The following is a 23,439-nucleotide window of genomic DNA, read 5'->3' as shown; positions in this document are numbered from 1 at the left end:
AAACGCGCCCCTCACCGACGCGAGTTCCTCAAACGCCGACGCCGTGCCGGCCTTCACAGCCTCCCACCAACATGTTCCCACCGCACATGATCCGTTCCAGTGCTTCCGCTCCCTAGATCCGGGCGAGGCCGCTCGCCACTCTGGATAGTCTTGATCGCAACGCTGTCCGGTTGCGCGGGAGGGGTGCTCGACCCGCAGGGCCCGATCGGCGCTGGCAACCGCACGATCCTGCTCAACTCGCTGGCGGTGATGCTGGTCATCGTCATTCCGACGCTGGTGGCGCTGCTTTTGTTTGCCTGGATGTTCCGCGCTTCGAACCGCAACGCCCGCTACGAACCGGAATTCACCTATTCGGGCCGCATCGAGCTGATCGTCTGGTCGATCCCCACACTCACCATCCTCTTCCTCGGCGGGCTGATCTATTACGGGTCCTACCATCTCGATCCGCGCCGGCCGATCGACTCCAGCCAGCCGCCGCTCGACATCCAGGTGGTGGCGCTCGACTGGAAGTGGCTGTTCCTCTACCCGGACCAGGGCGTCGGGACGGTCAATCAGCTCGTCATCCCGGCCGGCGTGCCGGTGCGTTTCAAGATGACCTCGGCCAGCGTGATGAACACCTTCTTCGTGCCGCAGCTCGGCAGCATGGTCTATGTCATGAACGGCATGCAGACCGAGCTCAACCTGCAGGCCGACCGCGAGGGCGACTATCTCGGCCTGTCGGCGCATTTCAGCGGCGACGGCTTTTCCGACATGAATTTCCGCCTGCGGGCAGTCTCGACCGACGCGTTCACCCGCTGGATCTCTTCCTTGCATGGCGGCGGCGGCGTGCTCAACGCCAACGCCTATCGCGAGCTTGCCAGGCAGAGCATCAAAGCGCCGCCGGCGTCCTTCGGCCATGTGCAGCCAGGCCTGTTCGACGCGATCGTGCGCCAAACTTTGCCGCCGGGACCGGGACCCGCCGAAACCGCCGCCGGCGAGCCGCAGGTGAGCCCGAAATCTGAGTTCAAGGCGGGAACGCCGCCCCCGGCTCAACAGCCCAAAGTGGGAGGATGACGATGCTCGGCAAGCTCGACTGGTCGGCCATTCCCTTCGATCAGCCCATCCCGCTGGGTTCTGCCCTCATCGTCTTCCTGGCGGCCGTCGCGGTGCTGATCTGGGTCACGGTGAAAGGCTACTGGCCCTATCTCTGGCACGAGTGGATCACCTCGGTCGACCACAAGCGCATCGGCGTCATGTATATCGTGCTGGCGGCGCTGATGCTTTTTCGCGGCTTCGTCGACGCCGTCATGATGCGCACGCAGCAGGTGCTGGCCATCCACGGGCCGGGCTACCTGCCGCCGGAGCATTACGACCAGGTGTTCTCGGCCCACGGCACGATTATGATCTTCTTCGCCGCGATGCCCTTCGTCATCGGGCTGATGAATTTCGTCATGCCGCTGCAGCTCGGCATCCGCGACGTCGCCTTCCCGACGCTGAATTCGGTGAGCTTCTGGCTGACGGCGACCGGGGCGCTGCTCGTCAACATCTCGCTCGTCGTCGGCGAGTTCGCGCGCACCGGCTGGCTGCCCTATGCGCCGCTGTCGGAGACGACCTACTCGCCGGGCGTCGGCGTCGACTATTACCTCTGGTCGATCCAGATCTCCGGCGTCGGCACGCTGCTCACCGGCGTCAACCTGGCGACGACCATCCTCAAGATGCGCGCGCCCGGCATGGGCTATCTGCACATGCCGATGTTCTGCTGGACCTCGCTCGCCTCCAACCTGCTGATCGTCGCGGCCTTTCCGATCCTCACCGCCACGCTCGCCATGCTCACACTCGACCGCTATCTCGGCTTCCACTTCTTCACCAACGAAGCCGGCGGCAACCAGATGATGTTCATGAACCTCATCTGGGCGTGGGGGCATCCCGAGGTCTACATCCTCGTGCTTCCCGCCTTCGGGATCTATTCCGAGATCTTCTCGACCTTCTCGTCGAAGCCGCTGTTCGGCTACCGGTCGATGGTCGCGGCGACGCTGTTCATCTGCATCGTCTCCTTCATGGTCTGGCTGCACCACTTCTTCACCATGGGCGCCGGGGCCGACGTCAATGCGGCCTTCGGCATCGCAACCTCGGTCATCGCCGTCGGCACCGGGGTCAAGATCTACAACTGGCTCTTCACCATGTATGGCGGGCGCGTACGCTTCGACACGCCGATGCTGTGGGCGCTGGCCTTCGTCACCACCTTCATCATCGGCGGCATGACCGGCGTGCTGCTTGCCGTGCCGCCGGCCGACTTCATGCTCCACAATTCGCTCTTCCTCGTGGCGCATTTCCACAATGTGATCATCTCGGGCGTGCTGTTTGCCGCCTTCGCCGGCTTCACCTACTGGTTCCCGAAAGCCTTCGGCTTCCGTCTGCATGAAGGCTGGGGCAAGGCCGCGTTCTGGTTCACGCTTGCCGGCTATGTGCTGGTCTTCGTGCCGCTCTATATCGTCGGCCTGCTCGGCATGACGCGCCGCCTCCAGCACATCGACATGGACCTGTGGACGCCGTGGCTGATCGTGGCCGCGATCGGTATTGCGGTGATGATCGTCGGCGCAGCGTGTCAGGTCGCGCAGCTCATCGTCTCGATCAGGCATCGCGACGAACTGCGCGACGAGACCGGCGATCCGTGGGACGGCCGCACGCTGGAATGGTCGACATCCTCGCCGCCGCCTTTCTTCAACTATGCGCGGTTGCCTTATGTCGAGAACGAGGAGCCCTACTGGACGGTCAAGCAGCGGGCGCTGGACGGGCAAGCCCCGGCCAAAGACGAAAGTTACGAGCCGGTGGAGATGCCGCGCAACAGCCCGACCGGCTTCGTCGCCGCCTTCTTCGCCACGCTGATCGGCTTCGCGCTGATCTGGCATATCTGGTGGCTGGCGATCGTCGGCTTTCTCGGCGCCTACGCCACCTTCGTCGTCTTCGCCTGGCGCGAGCATGGCGACTACGAGATTCCGGCGGACGAGGTCGAGCGTATCGACCGCGACGGCAGAGCCGCGCAGCTTGCCTGGATGCGTAAGAGGGAGCGCGTGGCATGAGCGACATCACTGCCGGCAGCGCAATACACGAACCATACCGGCCCGGACAGTCCAGCGCGCACGGCCACGGCCTGTTCCCGGCGACAGGCCATGGCAAGGGCGGCCCGGCCTCGAAATTCGTCACGGCCGCCTACGGCTTCTGGATCTTCCTGTTGTCCGACATCATCATGTTCTCGGCCTTCTTCGCATCCTTCGCCGTGCTGTCCCGGGCGACGGCCGGCGGGCCGACCGGCAAGGAGCTGTTCGAGCTCACCCGCATCGCGGCGCAGACCGGGCTTCTGCTCACCTCGAGCTTCACCGGCGGCCTTGCGACGCTCGCGACCCACCGCCGGTCGATCGCCGCCACCCAGTTTTGGCTGCTCGTCACCGGCCTGCTCGGCGCCGCCTTCCTGTTCCTCGAGGTGCAGGAGTTCGCGGCGATGGCGAACGAGCAGGCGGGCCCCTCGCGCAGCGCCTTCCTCTCCGCCTTCTTCGCCCTCGTCGGCTGCCACGGCACCCATGTCGGGCTCGGCCTGCTCTGGCTCGGCACCATGATGGCGCAGCTCTGGGTGAAGGGCTTCCGGCCGGACTTGTTGCGGCGGCTGCACTGCTTCGGCCTGTTCTGGCACACGCTCGACATCATCTGGATCGCCATCTTCACCCTGGTCTATCTCCTGGGAGCATCACCATGAGCGACATCAACAGCCGGACCGACGAAGAGCTCGACCGCCGCGATACAGCGCCGGGCGAAGAGAGCATCACCGAACACGAGCCGGCGGGAGGGCTGTCGGGCTATCTGCTCGGCTTCGGCCTGGCGATCCTGTTGACCATCGCCTCATTCCTCGCCGCCCAAACCAACCTGATCTACCAGCCGGCGGTGATCTCGGCGCTGGTGGTGCTGGCCATCGCGCAGATGGGCGTGCATCTCGTCTTCTTCCTGCACCTGACCACCGGGCCGGACAACACCAACAACGTGCTGGCGCTCGCCTTCGGCGTGCTGATCGTCGCGCTCGTCGTGATCGGCTCGGTGTGGATCATGGCCCATCTCAACCTGAACATGGCGCCGATGAGCGCCCACCAGGCCGAGATGATGCCTTGAGCGATGCCGGGAAAACTGTGTAACGGTTTTCCGTCCGTGGCCGGGTGCACCAGCGTTTCCTACTGCGCCTTGTCCGGCGCCCAGTCGGCGCGCGGCCCTACTGGTTCGAAAACTTAACGGTCACGCCGCGCTGCCGAAAATAAGCTTGCATCAACTTGCGGCCCGAGCGGTTGTTGTGCGCCAACCTGGTCGGATCGAACACCGCCTCTTTTAACCCTTCTCGTGCCAGCGCCGCCTTAAGCGTCGCGATATGTGCGTCGATGTCGGCATTGTCCGCACGGAGCGAGGCGTAGATGCTTTCGGTCGCTTGGGCCACAGTGGGTTCGTTCACTGGCGTCGTCCTTTGGTTGGTGGTGCGGCGGCTTAACACGGATTCGCGCCGCCGCCGATACCGATGAAACCGTCAGCGCACAGCGCCTGGACCCCAAAAAACAAGGCCCCGTGAGGGGCCTTGTCATGTCAACTTCGATGTAGGGCCGGACCCTACCCTACTTCCCCATCAGCTGTTTGGCGTTTTCCGCCGTGATCGCGGTGGTGTCCACCGTCACCGTGGGCTCCACCGAGCTCGCGCAGTCGAGCAGGATCTTCTTCGACATCTCGATCGCTTCCTTGGCGCCGGTCGGGTAGGTGAAGGTCGCCGCCCAGTCGCCCTTGGCGACCGCCTCGATGCCGCCGGCAGGACCCGGTAGGCCGTCGGTGCCGATGATCTTCACGTCCTTGCCGGCGCCCTTGGCGGCCAGCAGCGCGCCCGCCGCCATCATGTCGTTCGAGGCATAGAGCACCTTGATGTCGGGATGCGCCTGGAGCATCGCGGAAAAGGCGGTCTGGGCTTTATCCGGAACCCAGTCGGCGGCCTGCTCGGCGACGATCTGGATCTTCGGGTTCGCCTTCACGCCGTCCTTGAAGCCGTTCAGGCGCTCCACTGCCGGCGTCGAGCTCGGCAGGCCTTCCAGCACCGCCGCCTCGCCGCCATCGGGCAAAAGCTTCGATGCCGTGAACTTGCCGGCTTCCTGGGCGATCTTGAAATTGTCGCCGCCGATGAAGGCCGTGTAGTCCTTGCCTGGGTCGCCCACCGTCTTGCGGTCGAGCTCGATCACCGGAATGCCGGCATCCATGGCGCGCTTCACGGCCGGCGTCAGGGGCGCCGCCTCGAAGGGCGAGATCAGCAAGAGATCGACCTTCTGGGTGATGAAGTTGTCGACCTGCGAGGTCTGCGTGTTGACGTTGCCGGCGCCGTCGGCGATCTGCAGCGTGAAGCCCGGCACTTCCTTGGCCGCCGCCGTCAGCTCGTCATTGACGTGCTGGCGGTAGGGCTCGGCGTTGTTGGCCTGCGAAAAGCCGATGACGAACTGGCCGTCCTTGGCACAGGCCTTCACCATCGGGTTGGCCGCCTGCGCGGTGCCCGCTATGCACAGGCCGGCGCCGGCCAGAAGCACGGCTTTGAGCGCGCTGCTTAATCCTCTCTGTGTGGTTCTCATGCTCAATCTCCTCCTCGTCCGGCTCGGGATGCCAGACCTTTGGTGCGGGATGCTGCCGCCGACCTCCTATCGTCCCAAACCCTCGCGGCGGCGAACGAGGGATTGAAGCACTGCCGCCAAGACGATGATCGCGGCGGTCGCGAGCAGCTGCATGGCGGGGGTGATGTTGTTGAGCTGAAGGATGTTGGCCAGTGCGCCCAGCATGATGGTGCCGGCGACGGTGCCGACCATCGAGCCCGCACCGCCGAACAGGCTGGTGCCGCCGATGACAACGGCGGCGATGGCCGTGAGCTCATAGCCCATGCCGTCATTGGCGCTGCCGAAGTTGAACTGGCCGGCATGCACGATGCCGGCAAGCGCGGAGGCAAAGCCGGTGATGGCGTAGACCGAGATTTTCACCATCGACACCGGCACGCCGGAAATGCGCGCGGCGCGCTCGTTACCGCCGACGGCATAGACGTAGCGGCCGAAGCGGGTGGTGTTGAGCACCAGAGTGGCGATCGCGGCAAAGATGATGAAGACGATGGTCGCCACTGGCACAGTGTTGTCGAACAGACGCTCGCCGAGCACCGCGAACACCGGCGGCGCCAGGCCTGGTCCGTCGCCATAGGAAATGTTGATGTACTGGTTGCCGGAAACGACGAGCGCCAGACCTCGCGCGGCCTGCAGGCCGGCGAGCGTGACGATGAAGGGCTCGAGCCGGAAGCGGGTGGAAATCGTGCCCTGGATGATGCCGAAGACGGTACCCATGACGAGCACGGCCAGGATGGTGGCGATAAGGCCGAAGCCGCCGGAGATCATCATGGTGGCGGTGACGACGGCGGAGAGGCCAAGCACAGCGCCTACCGACAGGTCGATGCCGGCGGTGATGATGACGAAGGTCATGCCGATGGCGATGATGCCGGTCTCCGACACGGCGCGCACGATGTTGGCGATGTTGTCGGGGTTGAGGAACAGGATCTCGCCATGCCGCCGGGGCGAGAAGATGACGCCGCCGATCGCCACCAGCACCAGGCCGATCAGGCTCTGGAAGCGCACGATGATGGCCAACGGATCGACCCGATGCTTCGTCGCCACCGCAGGCGCCGGGCTTGCAGCCACCGAAATCTTCTGGTCCGACATCAGGCCTCCCTGCCATTTGCCGCGGCAAGCACGGTGTGCTCGTCGACGCCGCCGATGAATTCCGCCACATTGCGCCCCTGGCGCAGCACCACGATCCGGTCGCAAAGCCCGATCAGCTCCGGCATTTCGCTCGACGCGACCAATATGCCCAGCCCCTGCGCCGCGAGCGCCCTGAGCCGCGCGTAGATCTCGCCTTTGGCGCCGACATCAACGCCGCGCGTCGGCTCGTCGAGCAGCAGGAGCCGCGGCTTGCCTAGGATTTCCTTGGCCAGCACCACCTTCTGCTGGTTGCCGCCCGACAGCGCGCCGACGGCGATGTCCGGGTTCTTCGGGCGAATGTCGAACTGGCCGAAGGACTGCCGCACGGCTTCGGCCTGGCGGCGCGGCGACATCAGGCCTACCGGCGAGATGCGGCGGATCACCGACATCACCAGATTGAGGCCGACCGCCATCCTGAGCATCAGGCCGCTGCCGCGCCGGTCATCGGTGACGAAGGCGATGCCGGCCTTGCGCGCTGCATGGATGGATTCGAGCTTCACCGGCCGGCCGTCGACCGCGACCTCGCCCTGCCAGCGGCCGGCAAGGCCGGTGCCGTAGAGCGCGGAAAGCAGCTCCGTGCGCCCGGCGCCCATGATGCCGGCAAGACCCACGATCTCGCCTTCCCTGACTTCGAGCGAGATGCCGTCCGGCGGCTGCCAGCCGGCGCTTTCGCGGGCGAGCCTGAAGCTGGCGTTCTTCAAGCTGAGCAGCATCTCGCCGGCGCTTTTGGCGCGTTCGGGATAAAGCTCGTCGAGCGGCCGCCCGACCAGGAGGCGGACCAGTTCGGCCTGCGGCGCATGCGGCTCGGTGATGCCGGCGACGCGGCCGTCGCGCATCACCGTCACGCGGTCGGCGATATCGGGCACTTCCTCCAGCCGGTGCGAGATGTAGACGATGCCGACGCCGGTCGCGGCAAGCTTCCTCATGATGCCGAAGAGCCGCTCGACCTCGCTGACGGTGAGCGCCGCTGTCGGCTCGTCCATGATCAGCACGCGCGAGGCATAGGACAGCGCCTTGACGATCGCCACCACCTGGCGCTGGCCGATGGAAAGGTCGGCGACGAGGCGCGCGGGGTCGATCGCGAGCTCGATCGCCTCCAGCCGCCGCCTGGCCTCGCGGCGCATCGCCGGCACGTCGAGCAAGCCGCCCGGCCGCATAAGCTCGCGGCCGAGGAAGAGGTTCGCCGCGACGTCGAGCGAGGGCACGAGGTCGAGTTCCTGGAAGATGGTGGCGATGCCGGCCGCTTGCGCCTCGCGCGGATTGTTGAAATGCACCTGCTTGCCGTCGATGCGAATCTGGCCCTCGTCCGGCGTGTAGACACCCGACAGAAGGTTCATCAGCGTCGACTTGCCGGCGCCGTTTTCGCCGAGCAGGGCGTGGATCTCGCCGGCCTTCAGGTCGAAATCGACGCCGCGCAGCGCTTGCACGCCGCCGAAGCGCTTTACGGCGCCGGTTACGGAAAGCAGCGGCGCGCTCATGCCGGCCTCGAGTGGGCCGGCCTCGCGCAGGATTGGCGCGCCTTGAGCGTCGCCTGCAGCCGCACGGCGCGGGGCGCTGCGTCGCTGGAGGCGATGCGCTCGCTGAGCAGCGCCGCCGCCTGCCTGCCGATCTCGGTGCAAGGCTGTTCGACCAGTGTCAGCCTTGGCTCGAAGCAGTCGGCCCATTCGAAATCGTCGAAGCCGACCAGCGAGAGGTCGCGCGGGATCGAAAGACCCTTCTCGCGGATGGCACGGACTGCCCCGATCGTCGTCATGTTGTTGCCGGTGACCAATGCGGTGGGCGGCGCCGGCAGCGACAGGATCGCATGTGTCGATGCCGCAGCGCTCGCCGTGTCGACATTTTCCGGCGAGACATAGTGCGGCAGGCACTCAAGTCCATTGGCGGCGAGCGAGGCGTGGAAGGCGTCGACGCGCTCGCGGGTGGTGGCAAGGCCCGGCTGACCTGCGATGTAGCCGATGCGCCTGTGGCCGAAGGAAGCGACGTGGTCGATCAGCGCCCGCATCGCCGTCTCGTTCTCGACGCCGATCTGGTCGAAGCGGTCGTCGGCGAAGCGGTCGATGAGCACGCAAGGCAGCTTCTTTTCGGCGAGATAGGCGATCGCGCGCTCAGGCGAGCCGGAGGGCGCGAGGATCACGCCGTCGACGCGGCGCTGGTGGAAGGCGCGCACCACCTGAAGCTCGCGGTCGGGGTCTTCCTGCGTATCCGACAGGAACACCATGAGGCCGAGGCGCGCGCATTCGGCTTCGACGGCGCAGATGATGTCGGTGAAGTAGGGGTTGGAGATCGCCGAGATGGCTAGACCGACGCTGTTTGTCGAGGCCACTTTCAGCGAGCGCGCCAGTTCGTTGGGCTGGTAGCCCATGGCGGCGATGGCGTCGTTGATGAGCTGCGCCTTCTCTGGCGAGACGAAGCGCGTGCGGTTGACGACATGCGATACAGTCGAAACCGATACGCCAGCGCGGCGCGCGACTTCAGCCATTGTCGGCATGGCGGCCCGAACGGAGTGCCCGCAAGCGCCCCTCCCCTGATTGCGTTTCCCGTCCGCTCTGCGGCGGATCTGGCGAGACCATAGAGTCATCGAAACGTTTGCGCAATCGATTCGATGATCGGCTGTGGAAATTCTTTTGGAGCGCGTGCCAAGGGCTGTTTGAGGCGACAGCGGCTTCCTTATCGATGTCGGCGCTGCCCCTCATCTGGCTGCCGCCATCTTCTCCCCGTGAACAGCCGTGAACCGGGAGAAGGGCGCCGACATCCCGGATTTCGCCAATCACGAGCGTCGCGGAAAGAGCGGAGGCATCGCGGCCAGCCCTCTTCTCCTGTTCACGGGGAGAAGATGGCGGCAGCCAGATGAGGGGCACCGCGAACGGCCGAGTTGCATCACGCCGAGGCGATTGCACGTCCCGACGAAGGCTCCCGGCGGCTACGAAGTAACCGCCAGCCACGCCGTGCCGAAGGCCAGCGTCAGCAAGGTCAGCGGCAGGCCGACCTTGAAGAAGGCTGCGAAGGACAACTCCTTGCCTGCCGCCCTCGCCTGCTCGGCGACGATAAGGTTGGCGACCGAGCCAAGCAGGGTGAAGTTGCCGGCGAGCGTCGAGCTCATCGCCACCACTAGCCAGGCGCGCTCGGGGTTTTCCAGGCCCGGGATGAAGGGCCTGAGCGCAAGTACGGCCGGCACGTTGCTCATGATGTTGGAAAGCACGGCGGTGAAGCCGGAGAGCCGCCAGACGTCGTCGAGGCCGATATTCTTTGCCCAGGCGATCATGTCGGGGCTAAGCAGCGTGCGCTCGGCACCCGCGACCACCACGAACAGGCCGGCGAACATGAAGAGCAGCGGCCCGTCGATCTCGCGATAGATACGGTGCGGCTTGATCGCGCGGGTGACCAGCAGAAAGGCGCCAGCGATCAGCGCCGCCTTGGCGACGGGCACACCGGCGAAGAAGGCGATGGCCAGCACCACGCAGACGATGGTCGCCTTCAGCACCTGTCCCGGCAGCATGCGGCCGCGATAAACCTCCGGGCTGAGCTCCGCGGGCCGCGAGAATTCGGCACGGTAGACGATGCGGACGATGACGATGACGGCCACCAGGCCGAACAGCGCCACCGGCGCGAGCGCTGCCGTGAAGGCCGGATAGGAAATGCCCGATAGCGCGCCGATCACCATGTTCTGCGGGTTGCCGGTGATGGTGGCGACGCTGCCGCAGTTGGAGGCCGTGCAGGTGGCGATGAGATAGGGCACCGGGTTGCGCCGGATGACACGGGTGACGTGGACGACGATCGGCGCCATGACCAGGCAAATCGCGTCATTGACCAGGAAGGCAGAGAGCAAGCCGGTCAGAAGCGTCACCATGACGAGCAGCATGAAGGGCGCGTGCGCATGCTCGATGGCGAAGCCGCCGAGCGCCCGGAAGGCGCCGGATACTTTCAGATGCGCCACCACGATCATCATGCCGAGCAGCAGCGTGATGGTGTCGAAATTGATGGCGCGGTAGGCGTCCTCCATGCCGATCGCGCCAATGGCGATCATGGCGGCACCGCCGAGCAGCGCGATGCCGGCGCGGTCGAGCCTGAAGCCAGGAATGCGGCCGACGGCGACGCCGGCATAGGTGGCTACCAGGATGAGAAGCGCGCCCGCGCCGGTCCATGTCATTGCCGGAAGACCCCGTTGCCTGCCCTGCCCGGCGCAATCTGCTCGGGCGCTCTTGCCGGACCACCTTTAGCAAGGGCGGCGCAAAGAGGAAGCATCGACCGATGAAACTTTCGTCATCCGTCCCGAGCTTTTACATCACGGATAGCTAATGTAATGTTTTCCGAAAAACCGGGCCGACAATCCAGTCGTTGGGGACTAAACGGATGAACACGGTCGTGGAAGGGAGCATCCGTCTCGCCCAAGGAAAAGCTGATGCCCTCGACGGAGTGCCGGCGCTGCCACGGCGCCAGGAAAGTCTTCATTTGCGAACGCTGGGTTGCCTCCAACGGCCATTGCTGCCCGGAAGGGACACACCGGCCGAACTGCCCGGGACACAGTATGGTGTGCCTCGAATGCGGCGGAGGCCAAGGCCGCTGATGGATCGCGTTTCGAGAAGCCAGCCGCCTACCCGCAGTGGCCTGCGGGCTCCCCGGGAGCCCAATGCGGCTATCGAAATGCAGCACCCATACCCGTGAGATGAGGCATCGGTCAGGCGCCAGTCAGAGCCGCCCAAGCAGCACGAGGATGATCAGGATGACCAGAATAAGGCCAAGTCCACCCCCTCCATAGTAACCTGTGCCGTAGAACGGCCCACCGCCGAGCCCGCTTAAGCCCCCAAGCAAAGCAAGAATAAGAATAATGATAAGAATTGTACCGAGGCTCATGACTTTTTCTCTCTTTCGACTGTGCGATCCGCCGCCTGTTGCGTGGAGATGAACTCTTAGGCGGCGCGCATGTTCCGCCAAAATTCTCAGAAATCTTGTTTACCGCAAACCGGCTTGGTCGGACGTCACGACGGGGCTCGGATTGGCCTCGAAACCCTTGGGAGCCATCAACATGAGCACGATGACGACGGCGATCGATACGATGATCGCCGCGGTGCTAAAGACATCCTTCATCTTCCATCCTCGAGTATTCGAAGATGCTAAATAACGCACCACGCCGCCACGCGTTCCCCGTCAAGTGCTTCCCTTTCGGCCCGGAACCATTCCACTCCGCCAACGTTAGGGGCAGCCTACTTGGGGCGAGAAGGAGACAGGCAATATGGGTGCATCGATCCTCATCGGCATCCTGATCACCTTCCTGGTGGTGATCCTGGTGCTTTATCTCATCCAGCGCCTGCCGCTCGACGGCCGCACAAGGCAGATCGCCCAGATCGTCGTCATCATCATCGGCATTGTCTCGTTGCTCAGATATCTTGCGGTGTTCTAGCAGCTATCCATATTCTTCACCGCAACGCCATGACTGGAAGCGGTGTCTCCATGAAAAGCCTGTCGATCGCCTTTGTTGCCGGCACGGTATTGTGGAGCGCGAGCGCCGCCAACGCCCGGCCCGACACGCGCGCTATGACCTGCGCCGAGACGCAGGCGCTGATCCAGAGCCGGCACGCCGCGGTGCTGACCACCGGGCCCAACACCTATGATCGTTTCGTGCGCCGGTACGGCAATGAGTGCGACTGGCCAGAAGTGCCGATGTCGATCTCAGTCCCGACCCGGGACGGCCAGTGCCGCGTCTACCGTTGCGAGGAGCCGGTCCTCGACTTCCCGGATTGAGAATCGCCTCGCCTTTTCCAGGCAAGTTGGGAACCGTCACGGCCCGGCAGGAATTGTAGCCCGACAGCAGCCCGGCGGCGATGCCAGGACTCTTCGGAAATAGGTTCGCATCGCGCGGGATTTCGGGTTGTGACGTGGGACAAGGAGGAACGGCCATGTCCAACGATATCGTGCGCAGCGGCAGTTGCCTGTGCGGCGGCGTCCAGTTCAGGGTGACCGGCGAGCCGCTGAGGGTCGGCCTATGCCACTGCAAGGACTGTCGCAAAACGAGCGGGTCGGCCTATCAGGCCTTTGCAATTTGGCCGCGCAACGCATTCGAATGCGAGGGAATCACCAGCACCTATGGCGGGCGCAGCTTCTGTCCGACCTGCGGCAGCCGCCTGCCAACGGTCGGCGAGGATGAGGTCGAGGTGATGATCGGCAGCCTGGATATCGCGCCGACGGAAGGGCTGGAGCCAAGCTACGAACTGTGGATCGGCCGACGCGAGCACTGGTTGCATCCCCTGCCCGAGGCGCGCCAGTTCGAGCACGACAGGACCGCAGGCGATTCGGCGACCGATGCCGGCGAACCGGAAAATGGGGCGGGAGCCGCAACGGAAATCGGCCTAGGTCCTGACGCCCGGCAAGGCCTAAGCCCTAGCTAAACAAAGCTTCGGTCCCCAACCGGCCGGCAACACACCAGGAAAAGGCCGACCGCTGAGCGCGGAGCACCTTCTTCTTTTGGAATTCGCGCATTTTCAACCGCAGGTCGGTTTGCCGGTGTGACAACGGCCGCTAGCATTCCCCGCGCGGCAAACCTTTGGAGGCCGCTCTGGCCGGCGCGGCTCAGGCAACAACCAGCATTGCCGCGCCGGCCTTGCAATGTCCACCACTGGCTGAGATTCCAGGCGAATACAACCTTCGAGGTTGTTTCGAGTTCATGGGCTTTTGCTTATCGCGCGAAATACAAGCTTTAGTCGCGACAGCGGCGAGAAAATCGTTTAACTAGAGACGTTTTTTTCTTCATTCGTATTTCTGGTCACGGCAACTATGCCTCCAGGCTCTGCGAGCAAGCAGCATGCCTAGGATTTCCAGCCTCATACAAAAGACCACCTTTGTTTCTTTGCTGTTTTGCGACATAGTATCGTCGACTCTTGAAACCGAACGGGGCGGTTTTCATGACGTGGGCGCCTGAACGCGGCCGCAACCTGCACATGCGGCATCCACCGATTGACGGGTTCTGGACTTGGGATATCAAACGCGACCGCATCTATGGCGACGCGAATCTTTCCGCTTATTTCGACCTGACGCTCGAAGAGTTCTCGCATGGCGCGCCGCTGGAACGGTGGATGCAAAGCATAGAACGCGAAGACCAGCCGAGGGTTCGGCTGGCGATCCGCAAGGCGATCGAGCGCAGGTCGGGCTTCCGCGAAGTCTACAAGGTTCGCTCGCAGAAGATGGGGCTGCGCAAGATCCTGGCCGTTGGCCGATGCTATGTCGATGGCACGGGCGAGGCGGCGCTTTATCCCGGCTGGTTCGTCGACCTGACGCAGGATGCCGGGAGCGAGGAACGCTCGCTGCGCGAAATCCACGACCATGTCGAGCAGGCTAAGGAAATCGCGCAGTCGATCGGGCACGACATGCTGTCCTACCTCCTCGACAACATCCAGGAAGAAATCCAGCAGAGGCTGGGTGAGAAATCGAGGAGGCGCAAATCGTCCTGAGGCAAGCTTCGTCAGTTTGTTTGCCGGTTTCTTTGCCTGTTTCTGGGCTAGCTTCTGGACGGGATCTTGCGGCGCCTGCCGACCTCGGCCGTCACCATGCGCGCGAAATGCGACTGAGGGGATCGGCGCTCGATGAGCCTGGCTCTCTCGAGCGCGGCATCGCCGTAGAATTCGATCAGCACATCAGCCGCCTTGGCGGCGTCGGCCTTCAGCCTGCCGACATCGACCTGTCCGCTCCCGCCCGCGGGCTCGCTCCTGGCAACCACGTCAAGCATGGCTTGCAACTTGTCGGGAGTGCTGCCCTCGTCTTCGTGCATGGTCGCGGTCCGATTGGGGTCGCAAAAATATCGACAATTCCGGAGGATGTCCAACGGCTCCTTCGACCTGGCGCGCCGGTACAACCGGGATAAAGCTTCGCTGTTAATCAGACCACAATCTTCGTACAAGTATAGTGAGTCAAACTTCCGATACAGACATTGGGGGCACCAATGGATCAGCCAAGCAAAATGGAGAACCTGCAGCTTGCGCAGGGGATCTTGCGGGAGCTTCGCCAGAGGGCTGAGGCCGATGGTGAAAAGCTTCTGACCTATCTCATCGACATGGCCTATCTCGAGGCCAGCGACCGCATCCGCGCCCAATGGATCGGCAGCCACGAGAACGAGAATCGCCGGGCCAAGGGCTGAGTCCGCCTGCGGCGATCCGGGACCTGTAACGCCCGGAACGCAAAAAGCCCGCCATGCCTTTTGGCACGGCGGGCTTAAATCCTGGTCAACGGGCTACAGCGCGTAGCCGCTGATTTTTATGACGCAGCCGCCTTTTCGCGGACCGGAAGCTTCCAGCCCGGCCGGACGAAATGGCAGGTGTAGCCGTTGGGATAGCGCTCCAGATAATCCTGATGCTCGGGCTCGGCCTCCCAGAAGGGACCGGCCGGCGCGAGCTCGGTGACGACCTTGCCGGGCCACAGGCCCGAGGCGTCGACATCGGCGATGGTGTCCTCGGCCACCCGCTTCTGCTCGTCGCTGGTGTAGAAGATCGCCGAGCGATAGCTCGTGCCGACATCGTTGCCCTGACGATTCCGGGTCGTCGGGTCGTGGATCTGGAAGAAGAATTCGAGCAGGGTGCGGAATCTGGTCCTGGTCGGATCGAAGACGATCTCGATCGCCTCGGCGTGGGTGCCGTGATTGCGGTAGGTCGCGTTGGGAACGTCGCCGCCGCTGTAGCCGACACGGGTGGAAATCACGCCTGGGAAGCGGCGGATCAGATCCTGCATGCCCCAGAAGCAGCCGCCGGCAAGGACCGCGCGTTCGGAAGAAGCCATGTCAAACCTCCTTTGGATTTCTCCATAGGTGGGGATTGTGGCCTGCTTCTTCCAGCCGCTCAAGCGGTTGGAAAGGGCGGCTGGAAAAGGGCGATCGGAAAAGGGTGGCTGGAAAGGAACGCAACCAAACGCGGCGCTGGATTTCTGCCGACGCTCGCCGGTCGTGCAAAATCGGCGAGCATCGGAAGCCTGAGGTCGGCCTCACTTGGGCCCCTTGTCGCCCCTGCCATTATCGCCTCTGCCGGGATTGCCCCGGTCATGCCCCTTGCTTTCGCCACCGAGGCAGTTGGCGTCGCCGACGCCGCAGCAGCGGCCGGCCCAGAGCTTGTTGGTCGGAGTGTTGTCGCATTCGTAGATCTGCTGGCCGGCCATCGCGGAGCCAGCCAGCGCCGACACGGCCACGGCGGCGAGAAGTGCATTGCGCAGGATTGCAGTCATCGGAAAATCTCCATGGGTAGATGGTGTTCATTTGCACCCATGCGTCGCATGGCGGGGCGAATTGGTTCACGGAGTTTTGGGAGAATCTTTTGCCGGGTTCGAAGTCGCCGAAGATCGGGCGATCGGCAGTACAAGGCCACCCTCATTCTTCCGGCGCCGGCCTGAACCGGCGCACCACCACCTCGAACACGATGTCCGATATCCACGTGGCCGAAACGCCAATGAGAAACGCTGCCGCAAGTGTGGTGGTGTCGTCGGCTGCGTCGGGCATCGGCACGCCGCTGGCCTGGACCCATGCGACCGCGGGCAGTGTCAGATAGGCGGCGGCGAGCGCACCGCAGATCGGGGAGGCGATCATCTCGCGCATCTTGTAGCGGTGGCGCGACAGTGCCCTCAGCACCCCGCCGGCGAGACCTGCGGCCACCACCTGGCCCTTGATGCCGAGCAGATCGAAGATGTCGTGCATCACGGCCTCCAGCCGCAGAGCTTCTCGCCCTTGCGGTTATGGGCGAGAAGCGCCCTCGCCTCCTCGTCCGACAGCGCATCGACCGCCCTGCCGGAGAGGCGCAGCGGTGAAGACACCGCGCAGAAGCCGCCTCTGGCCGTGGTGCAGCCGCTGAGCGCGGCAACGAAGGCGGCGATGATCAGTCCCTTGCCCATGACTTCAGCTCCTTCTTGACCGCATCGGCGGGCAGAGCGCCGATATCGTTGTCGACCTGGTCGGCGATATCGCGGGCCGCGGCTTCGCCGGCCGCCTGCCTGGCGCGCTCGGCCTTGGCGCCGGCCAGCCGCTGGTGAAAGCCCCAGCCAAGTGCTCCAATGAAGGACGCCAGCACGCCAAGGATCGCCGGGTTGCCGGAGAGAAAGGACAGGAGCGCCGTCATGCCAGCCACCACACGACAAGGGCGCCGATGAGGAGCAGCGCGCCGATGACCCAAGGCATGGCCTGGCGGATGAGTTCGGTGAAGACTTCGACCATTTTGTCCCCCTATTTCGACCAGTGGAATTTGCGGGCGAGCGCGTACCAGGCCTCGGTGGCGAGGCTGAGCGCCAGGCCGATGCCGGTTTCGAGCGCCATCTGGATGTCGGGATCGGCCGAAAGCGCCGCGGCGTCGCCTGCGCCGAGCAGGCCGCGCGCGACGAGGATGCCGGCGCCATAGCGCAAGGCGATGCGGATGATGACGGCGATCATTGGCAGAAAGCTTCGAGCAGATTGCAGGGAAGATGCGCGATCCAGGCGGCGGCCGAGCCGAGCGCCAGCGCGATCAAAGCGAAAACGGCGGCCGCCTTGCCGGGCGATGGCGGAGCCGGCGGAGCGGCCGACGAGATGCCTTTGTCGCCAGAGGCGCCGGCGGCCGGCTTGCCCGTAGCGGGTGCCGGCGGACGAGCCGAAGGCTGGAACGGCGCTTTAGGCTGTGCGGAAAGAAGCAGCGCCTTGGCCCGCACCGAGGCGACGCGCGCGCTCCAGCCCTTGCCGAAGGTCGGCCAGGTCGGCAGCCGCTGCAGGAAGGCGAGCCGCGCATCGCACAGCGTGTCGATGACGACGCCGGCGGGTTTCGCCCTCGCCGCGGCAAGCGTGGCAGGGCCGATCCTGCCGTCCTCAGCAACACCAAGCGCGGCCTGCAGATATCTGGCCGCCCTGCCCGGCCCGCTGTTCACGGCGAAGTCGAAGACGACGTAGTCGATGCCGTCGGGCAGCTCGGAGCCGGCGAAGGCATCCCAATAGAAGCGCCGGTAGACGGTGGCGAGCTGGTCATCCGTGATCCTCGCCAGGTCGGCCTTTGAGGCATCGGCCTTCACGTAGCGGCGGAAATTGGCGAGTGTGACGCCCTTCATGGTGGCGCCGCCGGGATCGGCTTTTTTGTCCGACCAGCCGCCTTCGGATTCGAGCACGAGCGCGAGCGCCCGCTGGAAATTGCGGTCCATTGGGGAGGCTCCTTGGCATGCGGATTGGGTGGGGAAATTTTGCCGGCGAATTGCATTCGCAAGGTTTTGCTGCTTTAGAAAAACCTTAATTGCCGTCAGGTAATGTCAGGAGATGGCGGGTGGGGACCCGCCGGTTCGTTGGGTAGGGTTGCGGCACTGCCAGGCAGTGCCGAAGGGGTTGGGGCAAATGGGTTCGGCGTTATCAGAAACAGGCGAATGCCAGGGTTGCGGCGGCACCGGAACGATCTTCGAATGCCCGCGATGGCGCAGTTCCAACGGCCATTGCTGTCCGGCAGGCACGCATCAGCACAGGTGTCCCGGCGTGAGTGTGCGCTGCGCGGAGTGCGACGGGACGGGTGGGGTGAGGCAGGCTGAGGGGTGTGGGGCGGAACGTACGATCTGAGACAGGTCTGGCACCTCCCATCAGATGGGGTTGTGCCTTTGCCGGAATGCTCGACCAGCCCATAGGCCTGATAGTTGAGCGGCCATCATAGTGGTCTCGCCTGAATCGGTGAGATTTGCCCGACCGCCTTCTGAATTCAGGACGAGCGCAAGCACTCGCTGGAATTTCGCGGTCTATCGCATTTTCCTTGAAACGGTTGTGTTGAAGGTTGGTGGCGGCAGCTACCTTGGAGCTGTTAGCGAAGTATCTGGTCATGCCGAAGTCCTTGTGCTTTACAAGACGTCTGGGAATGACGCGGAATTCAATGAAGTGCCTAGTAATTAACCTTAACAGGTCAGCAGACCGGCTGACTCACATGGCGTCAGAATTCGCCAAGATCAGCGTTCGGTTTGAGCGGATCCCCAGCGGTTGACGCTTCCACCGAGGCTTCGTTTCCCGCTTCACGACGTCTTACCAAGCCGGAAGTCGGATGCTTTCTCAGCCATCGCAAATGCTGGCAAATCATCGCTGAAGGTTCAGACCACTATGGCGCCGATGCCCGACCACCGCGAACGCCGGGCCGCCAAAAGCGGCTTGATTGGGACAGGTCGCCGCAGGGGCTTTTTTGTCGGAACCATGCGCGGCGCGAGCGGTTGGCCCCTGGTCGCGGCGCGACGACCTCGCGACGTGACGACCTTTCGCTAAGAAAAGGAGAAGATCATGTTGAAAACAATCCTTGCGGCTTCGGTGCTCACGATCGGTCTTGCCACGGCGGCGATGGCCGCGGGTGCCGGCCACATGGGCTCAGGCACGAGTTCAGGCAGCACAAGCGACACGACCGGCGGCACCAGCCAGACGGTCGTCCCCAATCCCGATTCCGTCGATCCGGGCACGACCGGCAGCATCACCGGAAGCCCGGCCGTGAACAACGAGATGAACTCGAACGCCGACCGCAACTGCGCGGCGGGCCCGCAGGGCGCGCAGCCCGATGCCAGCAACCTTTCGCCCGGGACTACCGCGCCGACCGTCAACGACAAGAACTGCGGCAAGTAGCATTTGAGCGTCGTTCCTCCGGGGCCGTGGAGTTCGCCCCACGGCCCTTGCTTTGGTGGACGCGGATACCAGCGGGGAACCATGGACCGTCCCGGCCGTTCAACAAAAAAAGAAAAGGGAGAAACCCGATGGTAGACAACGACATAGGCACATCCGGCCCGGCAAGAGGCAACGGCAAGGGCAGGACGAGCGCCGCGCGCAGCAGAAGCGCGCCGCGCCACAGCGCGCGGTCTTCGGGCGCTTCCCAGGAGGCGATGAAGAAACAGATCGCTGAACTGAAGCGCGAGGTGAGCCGGCTCAACCGCATGCTCGCCGACCAAGCCGACGAGACAGCCAATAGCTGGTATCAAAGCGCCGCCGACAGCGCCTCGGACTTGTACCACGGCGCTTCAAACCGCGCCTCGCGTGCGGCCAGGCAGTTGCGCACCCAGGCGCATAGCGTATCCGAAACGGTGCAGCACAACCCCGGCACCATCTCGACCGCGGTTGCGATCGGCGGGCTGTTCGGCGTGCTGATCGGTCTCGCTATGGCGAGAAGCGCGGAGCCGGACCCCGACTGGTTCCGCCGCTGGAGCCACTGGAGCCGCTAAAGCGCGAGACGGCTTGCCGTCTCGTCGCTTACTCGCCGATCCGGCAGGAAGTGCCGGACGGGCGTGAGCCGTTTGCCGTCTCATCGTTACCTTGCTGTCCTGGCCGGAAACGCCGGGCCGTGGACCAGGCTTTGCACAGTCTGGTCATTAGCCGGACCTTATGGAATCATCTGCCCATTGGAATCGCGGAGAGCGGGCATGGACAAACCTGCCATGGCATCCGTTTTTCGGATGCGGCATGTGCCAGCAAGCATTTCGGGCGTTCGCAGCCTGGGCCGGGGCCAGGCGAATCCGATCTTTCATTCAAGACCGCTCGGTGAGGCCATCCGCTTCATCGCCGAGGCCGACGGCCAGTACGATTTGAGCGCCGTCGCCATCTCCTACGGCGACCGCTCGACGCCGCCGCTCGGCAGCCGTGAGGTCAAGCAGCTCTGGAGCGAATATGGCGAACGCCTGATGGAGGCTTAGACCTCGCCGGCGCCCGGCTCGCGGCTGCTTTCACTGAGAAATCGTCGCAGTGGACCAGGTTATTTACTTCGAACTCATCTGAACCGCCTTGTTCGCGTCATGGAATTTTGCTCGGTTCGGGCGCGATTTGATTTCAGGAGGACAGATGCGTTTCGAAATGCGTTTTGGCGCGGTGCTGCTCGGCGCCTCACTTCTGGCCGGGTGTACAAGCGCCAAAGAAGGCCAATGGAACACTGCGCAAGCGGCGATGCGGGGCAGCCCTGCCTTCAAGCGAGGAATCATCGCCGATTGCACCAAGCAAATCGGATCGCGCCGTTTGGAGGACAGGCAGACCGTGGCGAAGCTGATGAAGGTCAGTATCGCCCGTGTTCCGGACGCCTTCTGCAATCGGTTCTTCAATGCGTGGGCGAGCGGCCGCCTTACCTATCGCGACATTCAGGGCATCCATTCCCAGACTGCCGACAACAGCCGCTTCGTGCGTATCCTGCAAGGCAGGGACTAAATCGCGTCGCGATCTTTCAGATTCGCTCCATGCGCTTTAGGTTTTTGATTTTGCGCATGTCTTTGTCCCGAAACCGGTTCCCACTTTCGGGAGACATGCTTTAACTGCCCGTTGGCCGCCATGCAGCTCGAACTCCAGCGCCTGATCGACGATTGCTACGATGCGTTTGCGCCCTACCCGCCGCCGCGTAGCCTCCATGCTTCGCCGCTCCGGGATCCCGTGGCGATCCTTGCTACGCTGACCTCGGCGCCGTGCGCGAACTGACCGGAGAGCAGATCGGTCCCTACGCAGGCTGGGCCATGACGACAGTCGGCGATGTCGCTGACTACAAGCATTTTCTGCCGCGCATCCTGGAACAGGCCGTTCGCGAGTCGCTTTGGCCGGGCAGCGATCCGCCGATTATTGCCGAACGCCTGAAGATGGCCCAGTGGCAGGATTGGCCGGACGCCGAACGTGGAGCGATCCGAGCGTTGTTTGCCCGAGCCTTTTCGCAAGCGATCGAGGGGCATCCCGATGACGGGGATGATGCCGAGGACTGGATATGCGAAATCGCCATCCTCGATCTCAGTTTGTCGGCAATGCTCGATACATGGCAAGCGGCGCCGTCAATGAAAGCAACGTTACAGCTGGCGACGTTTCTGGTGAGGAGCAGCCTGTTCGAGGCCGATCCGGTCGAGCGCGCCTATTGGAGTTATGTCGATGCACCGGCGGTTCACCTGGTGAGGCAGTGGCTGCTCACTGATCATATCCATCAGCGGCTGTCGTCGGCTCGCGGTTGGACCGCGCCCTCGGATGAGTGGATGATCGACAAAGCCCTTGCCACCCAAGCTGCCCTCAGGCTGAAAAGGCTGCAATAGCGGCTCCCCGGATCGGAAACGCCGTTCGTGCGTTTTTGAGGCGAGGTCAATGGGAGGAAACGCCATGAACGTCGCCAATCTGCAACTCGAGGGCCTGCTGATGGCCGTCGCCGCAATCAACCACGTGCTGGTGCGCAAGGGGGTGCTGACGGTCGAGGAGATCGACATCGCGTTGCGCAAGGCCGAGGCCGTCGAGACCGGTGAGGACCGGTCCGAAGGCATGTCGGCGTCGAGCCGCGACGCCGTCAACTTCCCGATCCGCCTGCTCGAGCTCGCCAACCAGTGCCAGCCGGAGGCGGACATGCCGTCCTTCTCCAAGCTGGCGCGTATGGTCGGCCAGATGAAGGAGCCTTACAACGACCAGATGTGAGCCTGTCTTCCAGAAGCTAGCGTCAGCCCAAGAATCCGGTTTATGTTTGGGTTGGAAGATCCGGGGGGACTGATGAACTACTGGTTGAAGTGGCTACTTATCGACATCGTCGCCCTAGCTTTGGCAACCTTGATCGGACTGCTTGTCCTCTCTCAAGTCTATTTCCTCAAGCTTAATGTGGGACACAACCCGGCTAGTCCGCTAGTTTTAGGCTTTATTGTCTCCCTGGTTGTCGCCATCGCAGCCCCAGCAACACGGTTCATGCCTCGGTTTATCGTCCTGAGCGGTATTTTTGCAGGAGAGTATCTGCTCTCCTTCGTCGTCTCCAATGTGACCCTTTTCATGGCCAACGCTTATTGGGATGGCGACATCGGGGCAGCAAAGCCTTGGATATATGGCGGAGCCATTATTCCCCTCGTCACCGGCGTGACGGGCTTCCTGGCATTGCGACGATACCGCCATTCCAACCCAGCTGACGTTTTCCGGTAATGAGCCCTTTGACGCGCGGCTGATTTCGTAAACCTCACGCCCCGCCTGGCCAACTCTGCCTAACGGCTAGCACGCTGCCCGGTCCGTGGACGGCCGCGAAGAGCAAGCCGGCGGCGAAGGGGAAATGCGACATGAAGGCGCCGAACTCAGCCTGGTTCGAGGCCCAGTGCGATGGGCCGTGGAAGGCAAAGCCGAGGAAGATGACGTAGACCGCGCCGATCAACGCTGCCGGGGTCAAGAAAGCGCCAGTCAGGAAGGCGATCACCAGCAGCGTTTCGAGGATCGCGGCACACCAGGCCAGAAACAGCGGGAATGGAAAGCCGGCAGCGGCGATGTAGCCGGCGGTGGCGCCCATATCCGTGAATTTGAAAGCCACCCCCATCGCGAACATGGCGGCGAAGATCAGGCGGGCGATGAGAATGGCGGCGGTCTGCCAGGTCGATTGCGGTTCCACGATGTTCCCTCCAGGTTGAAGCGGTTGATGTGCTCCAAGGACGGAGGACGGGCGATGGTTCCGACAGGGGTGGGAAATTTTTCTCCCCTTCTCCCCTTGTGGGAGAAGGTCGATCGGCGCGCAGCGCCGAGACGGATGAGGGGTGTTGGAAGAAACGCGGCCTAAAAAGACCTAGCAATTTTAAGCGCTTAGATCTTCAAGGTAGTGCTCCGTCCAACACCCCTCATCCGTCCGAGCTTCGCTCGGCCACCTTCTCCCACAAGGGGCTAGCGTGCGCACACATTTGCGTCTGTGGGATGTCAAGCGGAAGGTGGGGCTGCGAAAGGGGCTTGAAGGGCTGGAATCACGTGTGATTCTGTAGCGGCCATTGTTGA

Annotated in this window: 33 protein-coding genes and 1 pseudogene; 17 read left to right on the top strand and 17 right to left on the bottom strand. The window is 63.6% G+C overall.

Annotated features, from left to right (window positions below; all coding sequences use genetic code 11):
* Nucleotides 1-150: 150 nt before the first annotated feature.
* Genes cyoA through cyoD form a run of 4 tightly spaced genes read left to right on the top strand, consistent with a single transcriptional unit; the run spans nucleotide 151 to nucleotide 4,137 of the window.
* On the top strand, nucleotides 151-1,053 hold the full coding sequence (gene cyoA, locus RFN28_RS30145; RefSeq protein ID WP_320290781.1) for a ubiquinol oxidase subunit II: 903 nt from the start codon (nucleotides 151-153) through the stop codon (nucleotides 1,051-1,053).
* 2 nt (nucleotides 1,054-1,055) lie between these two features.
* Nucleotides 1,056-3,059, top strand: a complete 2,004-nt coding sequence (gene cyoB, locus RFN28_RS30140; protein WP_320290780.1) for a cytochrome o ubiquinol oxidase subunit I — start codon at nucleotides 1,056-1,058, stop codon at nucleotides 3,057-3,059.
* Nucleotides 3,056-3,730 carry a cytochrome (ubi)quinol oxidase subunit III gene (locus RFN28_RS30135; RefSeq protein WP_320290779.1) on the top strand — a complete coding sequence of 225 codons (675 nt, stop codon included), beginning with the start codon at nucleotides 3,056-3,058 and terminating at the stop codon, nucleotides 3,728-3,730. Before cyoB ends, RFN28_RS30135 begins: the two co-directional genes overlap by 4 nt.
* Nucleotides 3,727-4,137 carry a cytochrome o ubiquinol oxidase subunit IV gene (cyoD, locus tag RFN28_RS30130; protein WP_320290778.1) on the top strand — a complete coding sequence of 137 codons (411 nt, stop codon included), beginning with the start codon at nucleotides 3,727-3,729 and terminating at the stop codon, nucleotides 4,135-4,137. The genes RFN28_RS30135 and cyoD overlap by 4 nt, the downstream gene beginning before the upstream one ends.
* A 97-nt stretch (nucleotides 4,138-4,234) precedes the next feature.
* Here cyoD and RFN28_RS30125 read toward each other — a convergent pair whose 3' ends face one another.
* From RFN28_RS30125 to RFN28_RS30090, 8 genes are all read right to left on the bottom strand, one after another.
* A complete protein-coding gene (locus RFN28_RS30125) occupies nucleotides 4,235-4,468 on the bottom strand; it encodes a hypothetical protein (RefSeq protein WP_320290777.1) in 234 nt (77 codons plus the stop codon).
* A 157-nt stretch (nucleotides 4,469-4,625) separates the two neighbouring features.
* A complete protein-coding gene (locus RFN28_RS30120; protein ID WP_320290776.1) occupies nucleotides 4,626-5,615 on the bottom strand; it encodes a substrate-binding domain-containing protein in 990 nt (329 codons plus the stop codon).
* A gap of 66 nt (nucleotides 5,616-5,681) precedes the next feature.
* Nucleotides 5,682-6,737: an ABC transporter permease gene (locus tag RFN28_RS30115; RefSeq protein ID WP_320290775.1), complete on the bottom strand. Its 1,056-nt coding sequence runs from the start codon at nucleotides 6,735-6,737 to the stop codon at nucleotides 5,682-5,684.
* Complete coding sequence (locus RFN28_RS30110) at nucleotides 6,737-8,254, bottom strand: sugar ABC transporter ATP-binding protein (RefSeq protein ID WP_320290774.1); 1,518 nt, start codon at nucleotides 8,252-8,254, stop codon at nucleotides 6,737-6,739. Before RFN28_RS30110 ends, RFN28_RS30115 begins: the two co-directional genes overlap by 1 nt.
* A complete protein-coding gene (locus tag RFN28_RS30105; RefSeq protein ID WP_430679212.1) occupies nucleotides 8,251-9,264 on the bottom strand; it encodes a LacI family DNA-binding transcriptional regulator in 1,014 nt (337 codons plus the stop codon). The genes RFN28_RS30110 and RFN28_RS30105 overlap by 4 nt, the downstream gene beginning before the upstream one ends.
* Nucleotides 9,265-9,696: 432 nt before the next feature.
* Nucleotides 9,697-10,923, bottom strand: a complete 1,227-nt coding sequence (locus tag RFN28_RS30100; RefSeq protein ID WP_320290772.1) for an anion transporter — start codon at nucleotides 10,921-10,923, stop codon at nucleotides 9,697-9,699.
* Between the two features lie 539 nt (nucleotides 10,924-11,462).
* Complete coding sequence (locus tag RFN28_RS30095; protein WP_320290771.1) at nucleotides 11,463-11,627, bottom strand: DUF3309 family protein; 165 nt, start codon at nucleotides 11,625-11,627, stop codon at nucleotides 11,463-11,465.
* 99 nt (nucleotides 11,628-11,726) lie between these two features.
* Entirely contained in the window at nucleotides 11,727-11,861 is a 135-nt protein-coding gene (locus RFN28_RS30090) for a hypothetical protein (protein ID WP_320290770.1), read from the bottom strand.
* 145 nt (nucleotides 11,862-12,006) lie between these two features.
* On the opposite strand from RFN28_RS30090, the gene RFN28_RS30085 reads away from it, so the two are divergent.
* The 4 genes from RFN28_RS30085 (at nucleotide 12,007) to RFN28_RS30070 (ending at nucleotide 14,218) form a co-directional block, all read left to right on the top strand.
* Nucleotides 12,007-12,174, top strand: a complete 168-nt coding sequence (locus tag RFN28_RS30085) for a Thivi_2564 family membrane protein (protein ID WP_320290769.1) — start codon at nucleotides 12,007-12,009, stop codon at nucleotides 12,172-12,174.
* Between the two features lie 50 nt (nucleotides 12,175-12,224).
* Complete coding sequence (locus RFN28_RS30080; protein WP_320290768.1) at nucleotides 12,225-12,515, top strand: hypothetical protein; 291 nt, start codon at nucleotides 12,225-12,227, stop codon at nucleotides 12,513-12,515.
* Nucleotides 12,516-12,670: 155 nt separating this feature from the next.
* Complete coding sequence (locus RFN28_RS30075; protein ID WP_320290767.1) at nucleotides 12,671-13,159, top strand: GFA family protein; 489 nt, start codon at nucleotides 12,671-12,673, stop codon at nucleotides 13,157-13,159.
* 513 nt (nucleotides 13,160-13,672) lie between these two features.
* Nucleotides 13,673-14,218, top strand: a complete 546-nt coding sequence (locus RFN28_RS30070) for a PAS domain-containing protein (protein ID WP_320290766.1) — start codon at nucleotides 13,673-13,675, stop codon at nucleotides 14,216-14,218.
* Between the two features lie 47 nt (nucleotides 14,219-14,265).
* Here RFN28_RS30070 and RFN28_RS30065 read toward each other — a convergent pair whose 3' ends face one another.
* Nucleotides 14,266-14,535: a hypothetical protein gene (locus RFN28_RS30065; RefSeq protein ID WP_320290765.1), complete on the bottom strand. Its 270-nt coding sequence runs from the start codon at nucleotides 14,533-14,535 to the stop codon at nucleotides 14,266-14,268.
* A gap of 171 nt (nucleotides 14,536-14,706) precedes the next feature.
* On the opposite strand from RFN28_RS30065, the gene RFN28_RS30060 reads away from it, so the two are divergent.
* On the top strand, nucleotides 14,707-14,901 hold the full coding sequence (locus RFN28_RS30060) for a hypothetical protein (RefSeq protein ID WP_320290764.1): 195 nt from the start codon (nucleotides 14,707-14,709) through the stop codon (nucleotides 14,899-14,901).
* A gap of 116 nt (nucleotides 14,902-15,017) precedes the next feature.
* Here the strand turns inward: RFN28_RS30060 and msrA are convergent, their stop codons facing one another.
* The 7 genes from msrA to RFN28_RS30025 all read right to left on the bottom strand — a co-directional run bounded on the left by msrA (nucleotide 15,018) and on the right by RFN28_RS30025 (nucleotide 17,900).
* Entirely contained in the window at nucleotides 15,018-15,536 is a 519-nt protein-coding gene (gene msrA / locus RFN28_RS30055; RefSeq protein WP_320290763.1) for a peptide-methionine (S)-S-oxide reductase MsrA, read from the bottom strand.
* Between the two features lie 201 nt (nucleotides 15,537-15,737).
* Entirely contained in the window at nucleotides 15,738-15,974 is a 237-nt protein-coding gene (locus tag RFN28_RS30050) for a hypothetical protein (RefSeq protein ID WP_320290762.1), read from the bottom strand.
* A gap of 142 nt (nucleotides 15,975-16,116) precedes the next feature.
* The gene (locus RFN28_RS30045; RefSeq protein ID WP_320290761.1) at nucleotides 16,117-16,440 is read right to left on the bottom strand and encodes a hypothetical protein; all 324 of its coding nucleotides are present in this window, start codon (nucleotides 16,438-16,440) and stop codon (nucleotides 16,117-16,119) included.
* The gene (locus RFN28_RS30040; protein WP_320290760.1) at nucleotides 16,440-16,634 is read right to left on the bottom strand and encodes a hypothetical protein; all 195 of its coding nucleotides are present in this window, start codon (nucleotides 16,632-16,634) and stop codon (nucleotides 16,440-16,442) included. The genes RFN28_RS30045 and RFN28_RS30040 overlap by 1 nt, the downstream gene beginning before the upstream one ends.
* Nucleotides 16,619-16,858 carry an ABC transporter permease gene (locus RFN28_RS30035; RefSeq protein WP_320290759.1) on the bottom strand — a complete coding sequence of 80 codons (240 nt, stop codon included), beginning with the start codon at nucleotides 16,856-16,858 and terminating at the stop codon, nucleotides 16,619-16,621. The genes RFN28_RS30040 and RFN28_RS30035 overlap by 16 nt, the downstream gene beginning before the upstream one ends.
* Nucleotides 16,859-16,962: 104 nt before the next feature.
* Nucleotides 16,963-17,166 (bottom strand): Pam3-gp28 family putative phage holin, encoded by a 204-nt coding sequence (locus RFN28_RS30030; protein ID WP_320290758.1) that lies wholly within the window; start codon nucleotides 17,164-17,166, stop codon nucleotides 16,963-16,965.
* The gene (locus tag RFN28_RS30025) at nucleotides 17,163-17,900 is read right to left on the bottom strand and encodes a glycoside hydrolase family 108 protein (RefSeq protein WP_320290757.1); all 738 of its coding nucleotides are present in this window, start codon (nucleotides 17,898-17,900) and stop codon (nucleotides 17,163-17,165) included. The genes RFN28_RS30030 and RFN28_RS30025 overlap by 4 nt, the downstream gene beginning before the upstream one ends.
* 792 nt (nucleotides 17,901-18,692) lie before the next feature.
* Between RFN28_RS30025 and RFN28_RS34965 the strand changes: the two are divergent.
* From RFN28_RS34965 to RFN28_RS29990, 8 genes and pseudogenes are all read left to right on the top strand, one after another.
* Nucleotides 18,693-18,803, top strand: a pseudogene (locus tag RFN28_RS34965) (glycosyltransferase family 25 protein); the annotation flags it as partial.
* 199 nt (nucleotides 18,804-19,002) lie between these two features.
* Nucleotides 19,003-19,335 (top strand): hypothetical protein, encoded by a 333-nt coding sequence (locus tag RFN28_RS30020; protein ID WP_320290756.1) that lies wholly within the window; start codon nucleotides 19,003-19,005, stop codon nucleotides 19,333-19,335.
* A gap of 128 nt (nucleotides 19,336-19,463) precedes the next feature.
* Nucleotides 19,464-19,925, top strand: coding sequence for a hypothetical protein (locus RFN28_RS30015; RefSeq protein WP_320290755.1), 462 nt, complete (start codon nucleotides 19,464-19,466; stop codon nucleotides 19,923-19,925).
* A 198-nt stretch (nucleotides 19,926-20,123) separates the two neighbouring features.
* The gene (locus RFN28_RS30010) at nucleotides 20,124-20,393 is read left to right on the top strand and encodes a hypothetical protein (protein ID WP_320290754.1); all 270 of its coding nucleotides are present in this window, start codon (nucleotides 20,124-20,126) and stop codon (nucleotides 20,391-20,393) included.
* Nucleotides 20,394-20,538: 145 nt separating this feature from the next.
* Entirely contained in the window at nucleotides 20,539-20,895 is a 357-nt protein-coding gene (locus RFN28_RS30005) for a hypothetical protein (protein ID WP_320290753.1), read from the top strand.
* A 251-nt stretch (nucleotides 20,896-21,146) separates the two neighbouring features.
* Complete coding sequence (locus tag RFN28_RS30000) at nucleotides 21,147-21,752, top strand: hypothetical protein (protein WP_320290752.1); 606 nt, start codon at nucleotides 21,147-21,149, stop codon at nucleotides 21,750-21,752.
* A 64-nt stretch (nucleotides 21,753-21,816) separates the two neighbouring features.
* On the top strand, nucleotides 21,817-22,122 hold the full coding sequence (locus tag RFN28_RS29995; RefSeq protein WP_040975155.1) for a hypothetical protein: 306 nt from the start codon (nucleotides 21,817-21,819) through the stop codon (nucleotides 22,120-22,122).
* A 72-nt stretch (nucleotides 22,123-22,194) separates the two neighbouring features.
* Nucleotides 22,195-22,611: a hypothetical protein gene (locus RFN28_RS29990; RefSeq protein ID WP_320290751.1), complete on the top strand. Its 417-nt coding sequence runs from the start codon at nucleotides 22,195-22,197 to the stop codon at nucleotides 22,609-22,611.
* Nucleotides 22,612-22,645: 34 nt separating this feature from the next.
* Here RFN28_RS29990 and RFN28_RS29985 read toward each other — a convergent pair whose 3' ends face one another.
* The gene (locus RFN28_RS29985) at nucleotides 22,646-23,068 is read right to left on the bottom strand and encodes a DoxX family protein (RefSeq protein WP_320290799.1); all 423 of its coding nucleotides are present in this window, start codon (nucleotides 23,066-23,068) and stop codon (nucleotides 22,646-22,648) included.
* Between the last annotated feature and the right edge of the window lie 371 nt (nucleotides 23,069-23,439).

Source organism: Mesorhizobium album, assembly GCF_033977205.1.
Lineage (GTDB): Bacteria > Pseudomonadota > Alphaproteobacteria > Rhizobiales > Rhizobiaceae > Mesorhizobium > Mesorhizobium album.
Note: the sequence above shows the minus strand (reverse complement) of the source record. Positions and strands in the feature narration are given on the sequence as shown.